The 18558-nt window shown below is 38.0% G+C and carries 14 protein-coding genes; 7 read left to right on the top strand and 7 right to left on the bottom strand.

Annotated features, from left to right (window positions below; genetic code table 11):
* Window positions 1–3 precede the first annotated feature (3 nt).
* Both ABS768_RS03710 and ABS768_RS03705 read left to right on the top strand, forming a co-directional pair.
* Window positions 4–687 (top strand): YjjG family noncanonical pyrimidine nucleotidase, encoded by a 684-nt coding sequence (locus ABS768_RS03710; RefSeq protein WP_408073616.1) that lies wholly within the window; start codon window positions 4–6, stop codon window positions 685–687.
* Window positions 688–689: 2 nt separating this feature from the next.
* Window positions 690–1400: a hypothetical protein gene (locus ABS768_RS03705; protein WP_408073615.1), complete on the top strand. Its 711-nt coding sequence runs from the start codon at window positions 690–692 to the stop codon at window positions 1398–1400.
* Window positions 1401–1402: 2 nt separating this feature from the next.
* Here ABS768_RS03705 and ABS768_RS03700 read toward each other — a convergent pair whose 3' ends face one another.
* Complete coding sequence (locus ABS768_RS03700; protein ID WP_408073614.1) at window positions 1403–2680, bottom strand: replication-associated recombination protein A; 1278 nt, start codon at window positions 2678–2680, stop codon at window positions 1403–1405.
* A 90-nt stretch (window positions 2681–2770) separates the two neighbouring features.
* Between ABS768_RS03700 and ABS768_RS03695 the strand changes: the two genes are divergently transcribed.
* Entirely contained in the window at window positions 2771–3613 is an 843-nt protein-coding gene (locus tag ABS768_RS03695) for a rhomboid family intramembrane serine protease (RefSeq protein WP_408073613.1), read from the top strand.
* On the opposite strand, the gene rlmB is transcribed toward ABS768_RS03695, so the two are convergent.
* From rlmB to ABS768_RS03670, 5 genes are all read right to left on the bottom strand, one after another.
* On the bottom strand, window positions 3610–4344 hold the full coding sequence (gene rlmB, locus ABS768_RS03690; protein ID WP_408073691.1) for a 23S rRNA (guanosine(2251)-2'-O)-methyltransferase RlmB: 735 nt from the start codon (window positions 4342–4344) through the stop codon (window positions 3610–3612). The two genes, ABS768_RS03695 and rlmB, sit on opposite strands and share 4 nt — an antisense overlap.
* A 61-nt stretch (window positions 4345–4405) precedes the next feature.
* Entirely contained in the window at window positions 4406–4903 is a 498-nt protein-coding gene (locus tag ABS768_RS03685; RefSeq protein ID WP_408073612.1) for a lipid-binding protein, read from the bottom strand.
* Window positions 4904–4915: 12 nt separating this feature from the next.
* Window positions 4916–5671, bottom strand: coding sequence for an immunoglobulin-like domain-containing protein (locus ABS768_RS03680; RefSeq protein ID WP_408073611.1), 756 nt, complete (start codon window positions 5669–5671; stop codon window positions 4916–4918).
* A gap of 16 nt (window positions 5672–5687) precedes the next feature.
* Window positions 5688–7229 (bottom strand): SusD/RagB family nutrient-binding outer membrane lipoprotein, encoded by a 1542-nt coding sequence (locus tag ABS768_RS03675; RefSeq protein ID WP_408073610.1) that lies wholly within the window; start codon window positions 7227–7229, stop codon window positions 5688–5690.
* A gap of 11 nt (window positions 7230–7240) precedes the next feature.
* Complete coding sequence (locus ABS768_RS03670) at window positions 7241–10396, bottom strand: SusC/RagA family TonB-linked outer membrane protein (protein ID WP_408073609.1); 3156 nt, start codon at window positions 10394–10396, stop codon at window positions 7241–7243.
* Window positions 10397–10882: 486 nt separating this feature from the next.
* On the opposite strand from ABS768_RS03670, the gene ABS768_RS03665 reads away from it, so the two are divergent.
* Window positions 10883–13624 (top strand): fibronectin type III domain-containing protein, encoded by a 2742-nt coding sequence (locus ABS768_RS03665; protein ID WP_408073608.1) that lies wholly within the window; start codon window positions 10883–10885, stop codon window positions 13622–13624.
* A gap of 52 nt (window positions 13625–13676) precedes the next feature.
* On the opposite strand, the gene ABS768_RS03660 is transcribed toward ABS768_RS03665, so the two are convergent.
* Window positions 13677–15341, bottom strand: a complete 1665-nt coding sequence (locus tag ABS768_RS03660; RefSeq protein ID WP_408073607.1) for a BamA/TamA family outer membrane protein — start codon at window positions 15339–15341, stop codon at window positions 13677–13679.
* Window positions 15342–15523: 182 nt separating this feature from the next.
* Between ABS768_RS03660 and rpsL the strand changes: the two genes are divergently transcribed.
* Genes rpsL through fusA form a run of 3 tightly spaced genes read left to right on the top strand, consistent with a single transcriptional unit; the run spans window position 15524 to window position 18554 of the window.
* Window positions 15524–15904, top strand: a complete 381-nt coding sequence (gene rpsL, locus ABS768_RS03655) for a 30S ribosomal protein S12 (RefSeq protein ID WP_035129761.1) — start codon at window positions 15524–15526, stop codon at window positions 15902–15904.
* Window positions 15905–15930: 26 nt separating this feature from the next.
* Entirely contained in the window at window positions 15931–16407 is a 477-nt protein-coding gene (gene rpsG, locus ABS768_RS03650) for a 30S ribosomal protein S7 (RefSeq protein WP_035129762.1), read from the top strand.
* A 23-nt stretch (window positions 16408–16430) separates the two neighbouring features.
* Complete coding sequence (fusA, locus tag ABS768_RS03645) at window positions 16431–18554, top strand: elongation factor G (RefSeq protein ID WP_408073606.1); 2124 nt, start codon at window positions 16431–16433, stop codon at window positions 18552–18554.
* Window positions 18555–18558 lie beyond the last annotated feature (4 nt).

The raw sequence follows: 18558 nt of genomic DNA, 5'->3' as shown, positions 1-18558 counted from the left end.
TTTATGAAACTTGCCGAAAAGAAAGCTATTTTTTTTGATCTTGACCATACCTTGTGGGATTTCGAGAAAAACTCTGCGCTTACTTTTGAAACCATATTGCAAAAGCATCAGGTAAGAGTAAATGTTTCTGAGTTTATAAAGTTGTATATTCCTATAAATCTTAAATACTGGAAAATGTTTCGTGATGGTCATATCGGTCAGCAGGAGCTTAGGTATAAAAGACTAAAGGAAACTTTTGATGCTGTAGGTTTTAATGTTGATGATGAACTTATCAATAACCTGTGGGAAGATTATATAGAACTACTCCCTACTTTTAACCACCTACATGATGGCGCGGTAGAAATACTGGAATACCTTAGCCCTAAATATAGCCTTCATATAATAACTAATGGGGTGCAGGAAGTAGGTAAGCTTAAAAATTCTGAAATTCATCATTATTTTGAAACAATAACAAATTCTGAACATGCCGGGTATAAAAAACCCGACGCCAGGATTTTTGAATATGCTTTAAAAGCAGCTAATATAGAAAAGCCTCACGGTGTTATGGTGGGTGATTGTATTGAGGCCGATGTACAGGGCGCTTTAAATTGCGGACTGGACGCTATTTATTTTAATGAAAACAAACTGGCGGTAAAAGAAGGGATATCCCAAATTAATCACCTGCTGGAGTTAAAAAACTTTCTCTAATTATGAAAAAACTTATCCTTCTTGCTTTATTAATTTTTGCCTCATCGGTTAAGGCACAAAGTACAGATGTTAGTGATTATAAGTATGTTGTTATTCCTCAAATCTTTGACTTCCTGGCAAAGAAAGATGAGTATAACCTTAATACCATCACTAAAATGATGTTTGAGAAAAAAGGTTTTGAGGTGTATTTTGAAGGGGAAGAAATGCCTTTTGAAGCAAAAATGGATCGTTGTAAAGTACTTTATGCCGATTTGATTTCAAATTCTAAATTCCTGTCTACCGGTATTACCATTGTAATGAAAAACTGTGTCGATCAGGAAGTGTTCAAATCAGACGAAGGTATAAGCAAAGAAAAAGAATTAAGAAAAGCATACTATGCTGCTTTGAGGGAAGCTTCTCAGTCATTCAATGCTCTATATTATCAATATAAGGGAGAAGAAGCAACACCTCTTGTGGCTAGCTCTAAAGAAGATGGTACTTCGGTTAAAAAAAGAGATAATCAATTATATGCCAAACCTACTTCATACGGTTATGAACTGCTTGATAAAACCGAGAAAACCGTACTGAAAATGTATAAAACCTCTCAGCCGGACTCTTATAGTGCTAAAATGGAAGATGTAACAGGAGTTGTATTCAAAAAAGACGAAAAATGGATTTTTGAATATTACTTAAATGACGAGCCTGTGAGCCAGGAGCTTAATATTAAGTTTTAATATTAATAGTTATATTTATCTCTCCACCTGTTTTTAAGAAAATCACGGGTAGCATTTTCACGACTGTTATTCCCCGGTTCATAAAAAGCCGTACCTTTTATATTATCGGGTAAAAATTCCTGTTCAACAAAGTTATTGTTGTAGTTATGTGAATACTTATACTCTTCGCCATAGCCAAGTTCCTTCATTAGTTTAGTAGGAGCATTGCGTAAATGTAGCGGTACGGGTAAATCACCTGTTTGTTTTACTACCTGCTGTGCTTTACCAATAGCCATATATGAAGCATTACTTTTTGGTGAAGTAGCAAGGTAAACGGCACACTGGCTTAATATGATTCTTGATTCCGGATATCCAATTGTTGAAACAGCCTGAAAGGTATTATTAGCCATTATAAGGGCTGTAGGATTGGCGTTACCAATATCTTCTGATGCCGAGATAAGCATTCGTCTGGCAATGAATTTTAAATCCTCTCCGCCTTCAATCATTCGGGCAAGCCAATAAACAGCACCATTGGGGTCGCTCCCTCTAATCGACTTAATGAAAGCCGAGATAATATCATAGTGCTGCTCTCCGGTTTTGTCATACATCACCGTATTTTTTTGAGCAAGGTGCATAACCCTATCATTGGTTATTATAATATCATCTCCTTCAGAAGCATTAATAACTAACTCGAAGGTGTTTAGGAGTTTTCTTCCGTCACCACCCGAAAGGCGTAATAAGGCCTCGGTTTCCCTAAGGTCTATTTTCTTTTGCTTTAGTATTTCATCTGCTTCCATGGCCCTGTGCAGTAAAGCTTCCAAATCTTCTTTCGAAAAAGCATTAAGCACATACACCTGACATCTTGACAATAATGCGGGTATTACCTCAAAACTCGGGTTCTCGGTAGTTGCACCTATCAATGTTACCCATCCTTTTTCTACAGCGGCCAAAAGCGAATCCTGCTGCGACTTACTAAAACGATGAATCTCATCAATAAAAAGGATAGGGTTTTTGGAAGTAAAAAGTCCGCCGCTTTGTTTTGCTTTTTCAATAACATCACGTACTTCCTTTACGCCCGAGTTGATAGCACTCAGTACATAAAAGGGTCTTTTAGACTCTTCTGCCATAATTTGTGCCAGCGTCGTTTTACCCGTTCCCGGAGGTCCCCATAGTATTAATGATGGTATTACTCCGCGTGCAATTTGATGAGTTAACGATCCGTTTGGACCAACTAGGTGTTGCTGACTTATATACTCAGATAATTGTGTAGGGCGTATGCGTTCTGCTAAAGGTGCTTCCATGGTGTAAAATTACTGATTTATGACAAAATTGCACTAAGGCAAAATTGGTTAAATTATTGTGTGTTTACAAAAAGCTTAACATACTATTTTATGACCGACAACCAATTTAAATTTTCACCTTCTGTACTGGCGTGGCCGCTTTACTTTGTGTTGCTGCTGTGGATAGTGTTTTGGGCTGACGGAAAGTTTCACCTTCATTTAACCGAATTTGGTATTTATCCGCGCACATTAAAAGGATTAAGGGGAATAGTGTTTAGTCCGTTTCTTCATGGTAGCCTTGAGCATTTATACAATAACTCTATTCCGTTACTGGTACTTATTGCCGGGTTAAGGTATTTTTACCGTAAGCAGGCATTGCAGGTTATTGTATATGGAGTGTTGTTGTCAGGCTTTATTACATGGCTAATAGGGAGGGAATCGTATCATATAGGCGCAAGCGGACTTATATATGTGCTGGTAAGTTTTATGTTTTTTAAAGGGATGCAAAGCGGTTATTACAGGCTGGTCGCTCTTTCGCTTTTAATTATTATGCTATATGGTGGTATGATTTGGTATGTGTTTCCTGATATAGAAGAAGGGATATCATGGGAGGGACATTTAGGCGGACTAATCACCGGGCTGTTGTTTTCAAGAATTTATTCCACTCCACAATATAAAAAACAAATTACTTACGATTGGCAAAGACCGGATTTTGATCCAAGCCAGGATCCTTTCATGAAGCGCTTTGATGAGAATGGTAATTTTGTAAACCCTCCAAAACCTGAACCCGAGAAAGAGCCTACTAATGAACATAGTGAGCCTGTTACACAAAGTAGCCTTAATGCAGCATCACATACACATAATGCACCTGTGTTTCGTATAGTTTATAATTATGTTCCTAAGCCTGAAGAAGAGGAGAGGGAAGGAGATACGGAACAAGAAAAGGCAGACTAAAGTCGCTGCCTTACTGCTTCATATAAAAAGGCGCCACAGGCAACCGATACATTTAACGATGAAATAGTTCCAAACATTGGCAGTTTGGCTTTTTCGTCTACTATTTTTAAAACAGATGGATTAATTCCCCTGTCTTCAGATCCCATTATGATCGCTACAGGTTCATTAAAAGCTACATCATAAATGGTGCTTTCGGTTTTCTCGGTTGCTGCTATAGTTTTAATGCCCGATCCCTGCAGGTGGAAAATAGCATCTTTAATGTGCTCAACTTTACAGATAGGTACATTGAAAACAGCACCTGCCGATGTTTTAACCGTATCGCCGTTTACCGGTGCCGATCCCTGTTTCTGGATAATAATACCATCAACTCCTGTACATTCAGCAGTACGGATGATGGCCCCGAAGTTACGGGCATCAGATAATTGATCCAGTATAAGAAACAAGGGAGTCTTGCCGCTTTCTAAAACTGTTTCTACAAGCGTTTCTAAATTATGGAAACTTACAGGGGCAATAGTAGCAACAGCTCCCTGATGGTTGTTTTGTGTAAGTCTGTTTAGTTTTTCTACCGGAACATAACTAAAGTTAATGCTGTTTTTCTTAATAGTTTTCATCAATTCACGCATCAGGTCTCCCTGAGCATCTTTCTGAATAAAAACCTTATCAACTTCCTTACCGGCATTTATGGCTTCCATAATGGCCCTTACCCCAAAAATCTGATGTTCTTTTTCCATGCTGCAAAGGTATAAAAAAACCACCCTGTTAAGGGTGGTTTTAAGAGACGAAGTTTCTCTTTTAATACTCATCTTCCAAAAAGCCGGTTCTTTTGTGTCCTGCGAAGATGATTATTGTACCCGGATCATAACTAAACTCCCCTTTAAAGTAAATACTGTCTGTTACCACCCCAGATTCTGAGAGTGCAGCATTTTTAAGTACTTTACCGTCGGTTACATTGAAAGTACTTCCTGGATCCACTAAATTTTCTTCATCAGTGGTAGTAAAAGTAAGGTTGCTTAAATTTACAGCTACAGTACCTTTTATATAGTAACCATTTTGGTTATCGTCTATGTACATTCTACCGTCTCCGGCATTAGTGTCGTATGTTTTATGAAGTATGTGCTGAGCCAATACTGAGCCCGATGCTTCATCTATAATGTCTATCCACCACTCGCCGTTCATGGCTACAGATGGTGTGGTTTCCATGCCGTAGTCATCATACCCGTCTACATCACATGAAGTGAAGGCGAAGGTAAAAATCCCTACAAGCAATAATAATCTTTTTATATTTTTCATGGATTACCTTTTTTAAAATTGAACTTGTGTAAGTGTACTTTCAAAAGTGTATGTTGTACCCGATACGTTCCAAACAGTTGTTAATACAAGTGTTTTTGTATCTGGATCAACAGTTAAATCAGTTATTTCAGAACTACCGCCAAAATATCTGTTTGTTTGTGTACCTGGGAAACTAAAGTCGTTAGACGGGATGTCGTTTGCAACAATAATTCCTCCCGGTGTTTCTGAAAAATCAATAGCTCTACCAAATAAGTACCAGCCTCCAAAGGCATCAGATATTTCGTAACTACCGTCAGCATTTTTCCAGATTAACATATACTCAATATCAGTATAAGCAGATGCCGGGCTTCCCTGACTACCATTCCTGAATACCGTAGAGGTATATAGACCTTCTATACTGTTTACTAAATCTCCGGTATTAGCCACAATAACCTGTCTTGTTGCTGTACCACTAAAACCATCTACGTTTGTTGCAGAATATTCCTGAGTGTATATGTCAGAAATACTGGTGTCAAGTGTTGTAGATGTATTGTTTCTGTATCGGCCTACAAATCGCACATCTACAGGAACTTCTACTCCGTCAATTGTGGCAACAGCCCCCGGATCTGAATATGATTCGTCAACGTTTAAAAGAACTTCACCTCCATTTACCTCGATTATAGGGTAAAAGGTTGTTTTAGATTCGACAGGATCTTCATATCCGCACGATGCTAACATAGCAAGGGATAAAAGTAAACCGGTCTTTAATGTTTTATATATAATTTTCATGACTTCACTTTTTTAATTATTCAGTTTTCTGATCCCACCAAACATTATCTGTTAAGCTGTTATGCTGAGTTATGTTCGGGTTTCTGTTTACTTCATCGTCCGGGTAGAATAATATACTTGGTATTTGTACATTAGGTAAGGTTGATATAGCCGACGGTATTCTGTTGCCCATGCTATAATCTTCTGTTCCTTCAGGTACTACCTCAGGGAACTTAGTTCTTGTAGCTTCTATATAAGCTTCTATGTTGTTTACATAAGGAAGTGAAGCCCATTTTTGAATCATAACCTGTCTTAAAAGCGTTTCTGTGTCACCCGTTGCGTTATACTCATAAGCACCTCCTGCTCCTGTAAGAGCTGTAGCTGCAGCTGTAGCATCAGCAACAGAGAATACAGGTTCAAGGTTTTCATCAGCATCTGTCAAATCATTGTCCTTTTCAAAATAGTTTGCATAAGTAAGGAAAGATTGTAGCACACCGTTGTCGTATTTTACCTGTGCTCCGGCTCCTGCAGCATAGCGTATTAAAGCTTCTGCCTGAAGGAAGTTGCTTTCTGCCATAGACATTAGGAAAACAGGAGTTTTTGGCCAAATATTTGGTCTTCCGTAAGAAGCGGCAGTGTTGTTAAAATCATTGCCTGTTCCCTGTGAAATAGAAGGAAAATTTAATGGGTTAGTTCCTGATGGTCTGTAAACAGCCTGAATTCTCATGTCGCCATTTGCTTCATAAAAATCTCGTAATGTATTACTGGCTACATTGTTTACATCTCCAAGTCGGTCTATCTGAACTTCGTAGAATGGGTTTCTCTGGTTTTGAGAATCTCCAAAGTTTGTAAAGGCAGCATCAGCGGTTATAAAGTTATCTTCTGCTATTAATGCATTAACAGCAGTTGGATTAGCCATTGATGTGTAAGCCATTCTAATATACATTTTTAGTTTTAATGTATTTGCAAACTGTACCCACCTTGCTACATTACCTCCATATATCTGATCCTGAGATCCTACACCTCCGTTAACAGGGTCTGCCTCATATGCAGCTACTGCCGCGTCTAATTCGGCCATCAAACCTGTATAAACCTCTTCACCCGAAGTTACAGCAGGTGTAATGTTGTCTATGCCCTGAAGAGCTTCAGTATAAGGAACACCGTCAAACAAATCTACAAGTAGCTGAAATGTATATGCTTTTAAACAGGTAGCGATAACTACAGTTCCTGTATCACCATCCTGCTCAGCTTCGTTTATTACGAATTCAAGATCGTTAAGGCATCCTGCATAAAGTTCAGTCCAAAGTCTGTCGGCATATGACGTTGTTAAGTTATATTGATCAAAAACTTCATATTGACTGGCACTAGGAGATTGTGTGTGGTACTGTGCCCAAAAACCTCCTAAATTTGTTAATTCACCACCCAAAACAGTTACAAGGGAAGCCTCGGCAGAAGCAAGAGCCAGCCCTTTTGTTATTTGCGTAGGTGAGTTTGGATCGGTATTTATATCCAGATCATCTTCACAGGATGTGAAGACTACCGCAAATGATAGTAAGAATATTTTAAATATATTTTTCATGATATTTTTTTTTAAAAGTTTGCTTTAATGCTGAAACCGATACTTCTTGTTGAAGGGTTCGCGCTAAATTCACCAAACTGACTACGTAAGTCTGTACCAAATGTTGAAGCCTCAGGGTCAATGTACTGATTGCTTCTAGGTGTCCATAAGAATAGGTTACGCCCTATGGCAGATACCTGTAATCTTTGTATAAATCCGTCACCTAATAATTCAGATGGTAAATCGTAGCTTAAAACAACCTCTCTTAATTTAATGAACGACTTATCTATTACTGTTGCTCTTGCAAGTGCATCAGCTCTGTAATAATCATCCATGTGCTCTACATCAACTGCAGTTGTGTTAGGAGAGTAAGAAACACTACCGTCATCAGCTACATTTTTAATTACTGATCCAGGAACAATAAATGGCTGACGATCGTTATAAGTTGTTGTTATAGAATTACCTGTAAATCGTGTAATGTCTGCTGTACGAGAATACATTAAACCTCCCTGACGAATGTCAAATGTAAAATCAAGTGTTACACCTTTCCATCTAAAGGTATTTCCAATACCCATAGTGTAATCATATTGTGTATCACCATAAACCTCTTTTACAGATGAAGCGATTGGTACACCGTTAGCATCTACTACGATATTTCCGTCAGGATCTGTTTCAGGAACACTACCCATTATCAGTGCGATAGGTTCTCCCGGTCTTGCTATAAGAGATGTTGTACTTAAACCACCAAGGTCTACCTGTTGGATACGTGGGTCAAGCTCTTCAAGTATTGCATTGTTTGTAGCAAAGTTTACCGAAGTACTCCATTCAAAACCATCAGTTTTACTTCTTACAAGATTTAAAGTAAGTAAAGCCTCAAAACCTTTGTTAGATATAGTACCAATGTTTGCAGTTTGGTTTGTATAACCACTACTTGGCGCTAACGGAAGGTTTAATATCTGATCTTCTACCTTAGCATCATAGTATGTTGCGTCAATCGAAATTAAATTATCAAAGAAAGAAGCTTCAATACCTACTTCAAACTCTTTTCTTCTTTCTGGTCTTAAGTCTGGGTTTGCCAGTCTGTTACCTACTTCATAACCTGTTATTCCGTTTACAGGGTAGTTGTAGTTTCTAAAACCTTGGTTGTCAGTACTACCTAAAGTATATACTGGTAGTACCTGATATGGATTTGTGTCAACCCCTGTTTCACCATAACCAACTCTTAATTTACCGTAATTAACCACATTTTTAATTTCAGGGAAAGTATTAGTAAATAACCAGCTCATGTTTACACCTCCGTAAAATACAGATCTTTGATCTTTTGGAAGTGTAGAATACCAGTCGTTTCTTAAGTTAGCTGTGAAATATAACTGATCGTTAAATGAAAGTGTAGTTGAGTTGTATATACCATATAGTTTTCTTGAATTTCTGGTAGAAGCTATTGTTGGTACGTCTGCACTATTTGCAAACGAAAAGAATCCAGGTATATCCTGACTAGGTACGCTGGCAGCAAGAGAGCTACCTTCCCTTGTATTGGCATTGAAACCAAAAGTAGAAGCTAAACCTAATTTTTCACTTAAGTCAAAGTTCAGGTTGTAAAGTATATCGTGGTTTAACTGCTTAATAGTGTTGTGAGCCTCTGCATAAGTACCAGGTTGCTCTGTAGATGTTCCATCGTTAGGGCTTCCCGGATCTGCATCAACTTCGGCAGTCCATATTCTTAACTTGTCAGTGTACTGGTCTAAACCAAAACGGTATGATACGCTTGACCATTTGTTAATCTCGTATGATAGTTCTATAGAGCCATAAACTCTTTCTTTGTTGTAATCACTACCATTTTCATTAAGAGTAAAATATGGATTGGTTACGCCATAAGGAGTATAGTAGTTAGAAACATTGTGAAATGGATTAGTGTAGTCTGCAAATTCAGTGATTGGAATATCAGTAGGAATCTGCATAAGGTTGTTAAATGTGTTAACCCCCTGTCCTGTAGCTACAGCACTACCACCTGTATTAACATAGTTTAGATTACCACTTAGGGTAAAGTTTTTAATTTTTGATGTACCCGATAGACCTATTGTATTTCTTTCAAAAGAATCAGAATCTGTAGGGTATATACCGTCCTGTTGCAGGTTTGAGTAAGAAAGCCTTACACTGGTATCTCCGCTACCGCCTGAAACCGATGTTGTTGTAAAGGTTGAGGTTCCAATATCAAAAAAGTTTTCAAGCTGATCTTCCTGAAATACATAAGGCTTGATAAGTTGAGAGTTATCAACAACATTACCCCATGTACGTATACTTCCGTCAAAGCGAGGACCCCATGAACCATTTTCACCTAAGTAGTGAACACCATCCCATCCCTGTCCAAAAGTAGACTGGTATTTAGGGGTTCTTAAAATAGAAGTGAAGAATGTGGTTGTAGAGAAATCTACAGCTAATTTTCCGGCTTTACCTTTTTTTGTTGTAATCATGATAACACCATTTGCGGCACGCGAACCATAAAGTGCTGTTGCAGATGCACCTTTTAGTATTGTCATGCTTTCAATGTCATCAGGGTTGATGTCTGATGATCCTCGACCAAAGTCATAACCTCCGTTCAGGTCGTCAGAAAAGTTAGTGTTATCATTGATTGGAACACCATCCACTACATATAGTGGTTGGTTACTACCACCAAGCGTACTAATACCTCTGATGATAACCCCAGATGAAGCACCCGGGTCTGTAGATGCATTGGAAATTACAACACCGGCAACTTTACCTTTAATGGCGTTAGCAATATCTCCCTGTGCACCTTTTTCGATCTCTTCAGATCTAATGGTTGATGTGGCGGCACCAATCGATGCCTTTTCACGTTTAATACCTACCGCTGTAATTACTACGGCATCCAGTTCGGTGGTGTCGTCTGCTAATGTTACATTTACTGTGGTTGATGAAGCAGGAATTTCCTGAGCTTTCATACCAATGTAACTAAAAACCAGAACCTGATCAGGACTGACTTTGATTTCATACTTACCATCGATGTCCGTTTGAACTCCGTTAGTTGTCCCCTTGATTAAAACGTTAACACCCGGAAGCGGAAAACCTGTCTGGTCTACGACAGTACCCGAAACCGTCCTCTCCTGCGCAAATGAGATTTGCATTATTAACGCAAAAAGGAGCGTTAATAATCCCTTTAGTTTTGTCTTCATTGAAATAGATTTGAGTTAGTTAACCAAATTTCTAATGTTGAAACTATTATTCCAAATTTTTTGGGATATATTTTAAAATTTTAAGAGATTTTTAAGAATTTTTGTAGGAAAAAATAAGCTAATTTGTAGTGATTGTATGTTGATTTAAAACTAATATTGTTAAAAGTGTTATAAAAAGCTAAATATTTGATTTTTTTTAACAAAACCATCTTCGCATTTCTTTAACTCTAATTTAAAGATGATGTAATTTAAAAATGATTGTAACAGTCTACTTTTGATGCGGACAAAAAAGTAATAGTAGATTAAGTAGTTTTAGTTTAGTTTAAAGGAGCTATCTGTGAAAACAGGTAGCTTTTTTGCGTTTGTTGTTACTGTATTTATAAAGTGCAGTTTTGTTAACTCATACTTAAACTTATTGTAATAGCAGTGGTAATAAGTAGGAGTAATTTTGCGCATCATTCATCATAACACTTAAAAACATCAGCAATGAACAGAATTTACTTAGTAATTTTTTTCTGTGCTTTAAGTTTGGGGAGTTACGCGCAAACGTTAAATCCTTATTTACAGGCACCAACCACAAACTCAATTTATGTTAACTGGAAAACAGAATCAAATCCGGAATCAGTAGTTGAGTACGGAACTGCGGAAAATAATCTGGCCAATACGGTTAACGGAACAAATCAGATTTTTTCTGATACAGGTTATCAGGATAACTATTATTATCATACTGTTAAGATTGAAGGGCTTTCTTCGAACACTAAATACTACTACAGAGTTAAAACCGGAGAAGCAGTTTCAGAGGTTTACTCTTTTAAAACACTTCCTATGCCCGGAGAAGCTGCTACAGAAGACGGGCATCTTAGGTTCCTTGTGCTGGGAGATAATCAAATGAGGAATGTTCCTCGTTTTGACTCATTAGTTTCGGCTGCAAAAAGAAAGATAGCTGATAAATGGGGAGTTGATGCTGATCCGGCAGACAATATTGCGCTTACCGTTATGGTGGGTGATCAGGTAGATGTTGGAACATTGGATCATTATGAAAATGTACACTTTAAAAAGAATAAGGCTTTATCGGGCTATCTTCCTATACAAACACTTGTAGGTAATCATGAAACCTATGGTACATTAGGCATGCAGGCTTACTATGATCATTACATACTTGATGAGATGTCATATCAGGGAATCACGTCGGGTACCGAAAATTATTATGCTAACCAGGTAGGTAATACTCTTTTTATAGCTTTAGATACAGAGCATACCGGTCTGCAACAGCTTAACTGGGTTACTCAGGTTCTTGAAGCGGCAAATAATGACGAGACGGTAGACTGGATCATATCTTTAGGTCACAGGCCTTACCAGGCAGAACAGTATGTAGGTGATATATCTACTTGGGTTCGTAATACTGTTATGCCGGTTTTGGTAACGTCTCCAAAACACATATTACATATAGGTGCTCACCATCACCTGTATCACAGAGGGCAGTTAAAAAACACACCAACGTATCAAATCATATCAGGCGGTGTGGCTTGGGATCAATATTGGGGTATGGCTGTTGAAGAGGATTTTGAAGATGTACAGAAAACAATATCAAACTGGATTTATCAGATAATTGATATCGATGTTAATAACGGTACTTTTGATGTAGAAGCTTACTCTATAGGTAGTGTATATACATGGAAAGATAACGAGCTTATGGATGAGTTTCACCGTTACTTAGGGTTAGAGTCTCCGGATACACCAACAATTGAGAATGATTTTGACGGTGGAGATGTTGAACTTCCGCTTGTAATTGAAAGTAGTGAATATGCTACTACTTCAAACGAACCTTTAAACTCTACACAGTTCTTAATAGGTAAAACGCCTGAGTTTGATATTGTAGAGAAAGATGTATACAGGGATTTTGAAAATCTTTTTGGTCCTGTAGGTACGCAGGTAGATACAACTGCAAATATTAATGAAGGAGTAGATATAACTAGACTTACCATTGCTGAAAACGAAATTCCAAACGGACAGTATTTCGTGAAGCTACGTCACAGGGATAGTAACCTAAACTGGAGTGACTGGAGTGAGGTGAAATCGTTTAATGTTATTAATAGTGAATTTGCTAATACGCTTATCCAAACGGATACTATTGCTTATGCACCTAATACTCCGGTTACTGTTTCTTATTCAGATGCGCCGGGTAATACTACTGATTGGATTGGCGTTTATAAATTAGAGCAGGAGCCGGGTAGTAATAGTCCGTCGGAAGACTGGGCTTATCTTAACGGGCAAAATAGCGGTAACGTGGTTTTTGATGGCTTTGCTGATTATGGAAGATATTATGCCGCCATTTTTGAAAATGACAGTTATACTGAAGTGGCGGACAGACAGGTGTTTTATGTTGGGCCGTTTGTTGAATTGAGTACAGATGCAGAGGTGTATAATTCAGGCGATGCGGTAACTGTTTCTTTTGAAAACGCACCGCAGTTGCAAAACGACTGGATAGGTGTTTATAAAGTGGGGCATATACCGGGAGATGTAAACTCTACGCAATGGCAATATGTAACCTCGGCTGAAGGTAGTTTTACTTTTGAAGGACTGGCTGATGGGTATTATTATGCAGAGTATTATTTACAGGATGGTTATTACAGTATAGGTAATAAGGTGTTTTTCCAGGTAGGTGAGCAAATCACTCAGCTTATGATAAATAAAACGGTTTATAACCTAAATGAGAATATTATTGCTACATGGACTGATGCGCCGGGTATAATTAAAGACTGGTTAGGTATTTACCATGAGGGGGATGATCCGAATGTTGATGAGCTTGTAAGTTATACTTATTTTGACGGGCAACCGGAAGGTACTAAGGTTATACCTGATGAGAATATGCCTGCCGAGCCGGGAGATTACTTTATAGTAATGTTTACTAACGATTCATACAACGAGGTGTCTAACAGAATCTCTTTTGAGGTTGAGGATGATAGTATGGGTGTTTCTGAATACAGTAGTGAAACGGGCGTAATGGTTTATCCTAACCCGGTTAAGAAAGGAGAGAAAACCTATATCAAATCAAAATATCCAATTGATAAGATTGATATGTTTGATATGACAGGTAACCTGTTCTATTCTTCTAAAAATATAAACGATTATAATTATTCGTTAATCAACCAAAGTTTACCAAGCGGAGTGTACATTTTAAAGATACATTCTAATAAGGTATATACTGTTAAGGTGATAGTAGACTAATTGCTTTTATATGTGTAAATGAAAAGCCGCTTTATTAAGCGGCTTTTTTGTTTTAAAAAGTAGTTCTAAAGCTGAGATGTACAATAGAGTTGGAAAGCTTTATGGTTTGGTCTTTTGTGCTTCCGTTAGCATATATGATATTAAAGAGTCCGGTTTTGGTAAGTAGTCCGAAGCCAAACCCTAACCCCAGCAGGTTATCTTTTATGTTTGATGTCTCATCCTGAATGTATCCATAATCGGTAATGGAGTGTATGTATATATTTGGGGCGAGTACATAGCGGTATTCTGCCATAAGGGCAGTGTAGAGGTTTGCCTGTAGGCTGTTTTCATTAAAACCTCTAAAGGAGTTAATTCCTCCAAAACGATAGAGTTCGCTAACTATATAATTATCACTTTTCAGGTAAAACGTCTGGTTCTTGAGGTTGATTATATTTCTGTCGTTTAGGTACAGGTTGTGTGATGCTTCCAGTTGAATAAAATACTGGTCACTGCTTCCGGTCTTGGAATCCCGTTGTCCTAATCCGCCTTTAACTTCAAGGCTTGTTTTTTCGGGGAACAGAAAATCATTGTTATTGTAATTGGCGTACTCATAGGTGGTGGTCCAAAAATGATTGGAGTAGTCACTAAGTGTACTGCTGTTTGAATTTTGTATATCTACCGATTCGGTTTGCTGGTAACCTAAAAACAATTTTGAGTTATAGCTAAAGTAATAGCCAAGGTTGAGGTCGGTCACCGTGTTCTGGAAAGTGCTGTCCTGTTTAAATATCTTAAGGCTGGCTTTTATTCCAAGCGGACTCTTAAATATATATGGTAGCTCCAGTGCTGCATTAAAGGTGGTTTGTTTTTGCCCGTCACTTTTCCAGTACAGGTTGAATTTTTCCCCTGAGTTTAATATGTTGTTAAGTAGGACGTCTATATATCCGTTAAAAATAATATTGTCGCTATCATCATTGGTAAAGCCTATAAAACCGTCAAAGGTATTTGGTTTTCCTTTTTCAAGGTATACATATATATTAGTGCTGTCTTCTTTAAAAAGAATTTCAGGGTAGCGCGGTTGTGTTACAAAACGAAGTGAATTAAAATCTTTATAAATACGTTCCAGATTGTTTTGATTAAAGGTTTTTCCTCTATACTGTCTTAGTATGTTCCTTCTTATTCCTTCGGGAAAGTTTTTATACCCTTCTATTGTCAGTCCGTCTATGGTTCTCTTCTTTTCTGTTTTTAATAGGAGTGTAGCATAGAGGGAGTTGTTTACTTTGTTATAGTCTGATAACTGTACTGAGCTTATGGAGTAACCTTTTTGTTCCAGTAGTTTGGTGTTAGATGTCATGAAACTTTCTGCTTCCTCCAGTGGTATTACAAGTGTGTCCTGAGTAATGTTGAGAAGCTCTCTTTCTTTTGCGGATATTTTATCGGTATATATATATAAGGTGTTGGTTTTGATACCGGTATTAAAACTGTAAACAAAAGTGGTGTCGTTTGTTTTTATATAATCCTGAATATGTGCTTCAAGGTATCCTTTTCTTTGTAATGTGGTGGTTAGTTTTTTTGCTTCGTCACTAATTGATTTTGCATTTGGGTGTGTTTTGTTGTAACCAATCGAATCTATAATTTTCGTTTCGGTATCGTTTTTACCTTCGGCTTTCAAATGGTAATTTTGGGCGTTTGCCCAAAAAGAAAAAAACAAAAGGGTGTATATGGATAAAAGGTATTTCAATTTTTGAGTCTTGATACGGTAAAAGTAACGCAAAAAAAGTGCAAAAAATATATTGGGCCAATTTTGAATACAATTCGTTTGAAAATTAATGGATTAAGATTTGTTTTGTAATTTTTAATTTATACATTTGCATCCCCGAAAAAAGCGGGTTTTTAAAACATAAGAAATTTTTAATATTAATTATGCCAACAATTCAGCAATTAGTAAGAACAGGGAGAGCCCAGATAACTAAGAAGAGTAAATCGGCTGCTTTAGATTCTTGTCCTCAAAGAAGAGGGGTTTGTACACGTGTTTACACTACGACACCTAAGAAACCGAATTCTGCAATGCGTAAAGTTGCAAGGGTTCGTTTAACAAACGGTAACGAGGTAAATGCTTACATCCCGGGAGAGGGTCACAATCTACAGGAGCACTCGATAGTATTAGTTAGGGGTGGAAGGGTTAAAGATTTACCAGGAGTTAGATACCACATTGTACGTGGTGCTTTGGATACTGCCGGTGTTAACGGTAGACTTCAAAGAAGGTCTAAGTATGGTGCAAAACGCCCTAAAGACAAAAAGTAATTTTAAAAAACTTTTAAAGTAAAGACATGAGAAAAAGACAGGCCAAAAAAAGACCTCTTTTACCAGATCCAAAGTTTAATGATCAGTTAGTAACACGTTTTGTGAACAACTTAATGTGGGACGGTAAAAAATCAACTGCTTTTAAAGTGTTCTATGATGCTATCGAAATCGTAGATCAAAAGAAACAGGACGAAGAGAAATCAGCATTAGAAACTTGGAAAGATGCTATTAACAATGTAATGCCACACGTTGAGGTGAGAAGCCGAAGAGTAGGTGGTGCTACTTTCCAGATCCCAATGCAGATCAGACCAGATAGAAAAATCTCTATGGCTATGAAATGGCTGATCCTTTATGCAAGAAAAAGAAATGAGAAATCTATGGCTCAAAGGCTAGCTTCAGAAATCTTAGCTGCTGCTAAGGAAGAAGGTGCTGCTGTTAAAAAGAGAATGGATACTCATAAGATGGCAGAAGCTAACAAAGCGTTCTCTCACTTCAGATTTTAATTCATAAAGAAACATTATAAAAAATGGCAAGAGATTTAAAATATACAAGAAATATAGGTATTGCTGCTCACATTGATGCCGGTAAAACGACAACAACTGAGCGTATCCTTTTTTACACGGGTAAATCACACAAAATTGGTGAGGTACACGATGGAGCTGCTACCATGGACTGGATGGCGCAGGAGCAGGAGAGAGGTATTACTATTACTTCTGCTGCTACGACTTGTACATGGAACTTCCCTACAGAGCAGGGTAAGCCACTTCCGGAGTCTAATCCATACCACTTTAACATTATCGATACTCCGGGTCACGTTGACTTTACAGTAGAGGTAAACCGTTCATTAAGGGTTCTTGATGGACTTGTGTTCCTTTTTAGTGCAGTAGATGGTGTTGAGCCACAATCTGAAACTAACTGGAGACTTGCAGATAACTATAGAGTTCCGCGTATGGGATTCGTAAACAAAATGGACCGTCAGGGTTCTAACTTCCTTGCAGTTTGTCAGCAGGTTAAAGATATGCTTAAGTCTAACGCTGTGCCAATCGTTTTACCGATAGGTGATGAGGCAGACTTTAGAGGTGTTGTAGATCTTATTAAAAATCAGGCTATTGTATGGCATGATGATACACAGGGTGCAACATTTGATATCGTTCCGATTCCTGAAGATATGAAAGATGAGGTTCATCAGTACAGATCTCAACTTATTGAAGAGGTTGCTGCTTATGATGAGAGTCTTCTTGAGAAATACATGGAAGATGAAAACTCAATTACTGAAGAAGAAGTAAACGAAGCGCTAAGAAAAGCTACTATTGATATGGCTATCATTCCAATGCTTTGTGGTTCTTCTTTCAAAAATAAAGGAGTTCAGTTCATGCTGGATTCTGTTTGTAAATTCCTTCCTTCTCCACTTGATAAAGAGGCGATTGACGGAACTAATCCTGATACAGACGAGCCTATTTCTCGTAAGCCATCTGTAAGCGAGCCGTTCTCTGCGTTAGCATTTAAAATTGCTACTGACCCTTATGTTGGTCGTTTAGCATTCTTTAGAGCTTACTCAGGTCGTCTTGATGCAGGTTCTTATGTGTTTAATACTCGTTCAGGTAATAAAGAGCGTATTTCCCGTATCTACCAGATGCACGCTAACAAGCAAAATGCTATCGACTTCATTGAGGCTGGTGACATTGGTGCTGCTGTAGGTTTTAAAGATATCAAAACCGGAGATACCCTTTGTGATGAGAAACATCCAATTGTACTTGAGAGTATGAACTTCCCTGATCCGGTAATCGGTATCGCTATTGAGCCTAAAACTAAGGCTGACGTAGATAAAATGGGTATGGCTTTAGCAAAACTTGCTGAAGAGGATCCAACGTTTACAGTGAGAACTGACCACGCTTCAGGACAAACTATCATCTCTGGTATGGGTGAGCTTCACTTAGATATCCTTGTAGACCGTCTTAAGAGAGAGTTTAAAGTAGAGGTTAATCAAGGTGAGCCGCAAGTTGAGTACAAAGAGGCTATTACACGTTCTGCTAACCACAGAGAGGTTTATAAGAAACAGTCTGGTGGTCGTGGTAAGTTTGCTGATATCGTGTTCAAACTAGAGCCGGCAGACGAAAACGTAGTAGGTCTTCAGTTTGTTAACGAGGTGAAAGGTGGTAACGTTCCTAAAGAATTTATCCCTGCTGTTGAGAAAGGTTTCAGAGAAGCTATGAAACAAGGTCCTCTTGCAGGTTATGAAATGGATAGTATGAAAGTTACTCTTACTGATGGTTCATTTCACCCTGTGGATTCGGATGCATTATCATTCGAATTAGCAGCTAAAATGGGTTACAAAGAGGCGGCTAAAGCTGCTGGTGCTGTAATTCTTGAGCCAATCATGAAGCTTGAAGTACTTACTCCTGAAGAAAACATGGGTGATATTGTAGGTGACCTTAACCGTCGTCGTGGTCAAATTAACAACATGGACGACAGGGCAGGTTCTAAAGTAGTTAAAGCCAGCGTGCCTCTATCAGAAATGTTTGGTTATGTAACTACTCTAAGAACGCTTTCATCAGGTCGTGCAACTTCTACAATGGAGTTCTCTAACTATGCTGAAACGCCTTCTAACATCGCAGAGGAAGTAATTAAAAAAGCTAAAGGAAACGCTTAATTTA

Origin of the sequence: Flavobacterium rhizophilum (assembly GCF_046000485.1) — a bacterium.
Lineage (GTDB): Bacteria > Bacteroidota > Bacteroidia > Flavobacteriales > Flavobacteriaceae > Flavobacterium > Flavobacterium rhizophilum.
Note: the sequence above shows the minus strand (reverse complement) of the source record. Positions and strands in the feature narration are given on the sequence as shown.